Genomic DNA, 1682 nt, shown 5'->3' with positions numbered 1-1682 from the left:
GTGAAAAGCGCGTCAGGGGGTTTTGGGTTCGGCGACAAAGCAGCACGGGAAAAAACGGGTTGTAACTGACTGAGGGCATTAGGAAAATCGGTGACCGGCGGTCAACTTCGCAATGGAATGGGTTGTTGTGGACAATAACCACCTTAGTGTGGAGAAGAATCAATCACGCAGTGAGGAACTGGTCAACTGTCAGGGTGATACCAGTTGCCGTTCTGCCGTTAGGGATAAATACCGACAGGAGTATGACAAGGTTCAGGCGCGAATAACGACTTGTTCAGGCGCTGACCAGTGCGTTGCTGTTGCCAAAGAGCTGCGGGCATTACAGGGTGATTACAGCGCACGAATAGGAGAAATTCAGGAAAAAGCCAGAATGCAGGGGCTGGATTCCCTCACTCCAGCAGAAGTGCGGGAATGGGCGGATTTACGGGGTGCCATGTCGAATATTGACGCATCACGGAATTTGGTGCTCCATCGTGCCCAAGTCACCGGCGGCTCAGAAGAAACCACTCAGGAAATCGTGAAGATTATGGGGCAGACGGGAATTGCGGCGTCTGCGGGAGTGGCCGGTGGAATTAGTAAAGCTGGAGTAAAAGGCGGTGGAGATGTTGGAAAAGACAAGCAATCGTATCAACCGAATCAGGGAGCTGTTGGGAATATGAAGGAATTTTTTACTCAACCCGGTTTTGGTACTCAAATAAAAAATAGTACACAAAAAACCAGCCAAATATATCAGGGGCAGAGTGTTTACAAAGCCAATAACAATATTGGAAAAGTGATTAAAAAAGGTGATCAGCTATATCTTGATGGTCAACATAAAAACCATCTTGAGGTTTTTGATAACAAAGGGAAATTTAAGGCTGTCTTAAACTTAGATGGTACGGTAAACCAGACCAAAACTGATGCTGCTAAAGGAAGGAAATTATAAATGTCTATGCGTAGAATAGCGTTAAGCAATAAAAAACTGCGTGGTATACCACGTAGACTACGTTCCTTGAAAATATGGTCCGAGTCATATAGAACCTATTTTCCTGTTATCACTGAAAATGATTATTCTTATGGTTACTGGAATGTGAAAATTCCGGTGCATTCAGCATTAGTACAAGGAAAACAGACAAATAAAAATATTCAATCTATTTGTGCTCAAGATTTGATAGATGCAGCTTATAACATTTATAAGGCGAAGCCCGACAATGAAAATAATATAAGAATTACTTGTTCAATTGTATTGCCTGATATGTTTTCAAGTGAATTATGTATATTCACATCTGAGGAATATTTCAATGAACATACGCGTAATGGATATAATCGGTTTGGTAAAATAACTTTATTGAGTGAACGAAGCTTATGCAGAGAATGGAACTTACAATTACCCGATGGTTTTTCAGAGCTAGGTGTTCTTAGAATAAGTGAAGATGACGAGGGAAAGCCTTATTATTCTGAATACTGGTATATTGGTGAAGTTAACTAAAGCTAAGAATTTATGTTTTAAATATAAATCTCGGCCAACAACGCCGAGATTTTACTTTATATACCCGTTATCATTGAAGATGCTTGATTTTATCCGAAATGGAGATCATTATCCTCGCTATGAAAATATTTATTACATCAGAACAAAAAATCAAACTTGAACGTCTTCACGACACCACTCGTGATGGTCAGGTACGAGACAGAATAAAAGCGAT

At 40.8% G+C, this 1682-nt stretch carries 2 protein-coding genes; both read left to right on the top strand.

Going from position 1 to position 1682, the window contains the following annotated elements:
- Positions 1-112 precede the first annotated feature (112 nt).
- On the top strand, positions 113-925 hold the full coding sequence (locus CKY02_RS22960) for a hemolysin BL-binding protein (RefSeq protein ID WP_112897002.1): 813 nt from the start codon (positions 113-115) through the stop codon (positions 923-925).
- Positions 926-1468 carry a DUF3916 domain-containing protein gene (locus CKY02_RS22955; RefSeq protein ID WP_112897001.1) on the top strand — a complete coding sequence of 181 codons (543 nt, stop codon included), beginning with the start codon at positions 926-928 and terminating at the stop codon, positions 1466-1468.
- Positions 1469-1682 lie beyond the last annotated feature (214 nt).

It is taken from the genome of Photorhabdus bodei (assembly GCF_003287735.1).
GTDB classification, from domain to species: domain Bacteria; phylum Pseudomonadota; class Gammaproteobacteria; order Enterobacterales; family Enterobacteriaceae; genus Photorhabdus; species Photorhabdus kayaii.
This window is presented reverse-complemented; position numbering and strand designations above follow the sequence as displayed.

Excerpts from the sequence above, each read along its gene's own strand:
- CKY02_RS22960 (WP_112897002.1), top strand. The coding sequence starts at position 113 with ATGGAATGGGTTGTTGTGGACAATAACCACCTTAGTGTGGAGAAGAAT.
- CKY02_RS22955 (WP_112897001.1), top strand. The coding sequence starts at position 926 with ATGTCTATGCGTAGAATAGCGTTAAGCAATAAAAAACTGCGTGGTATA.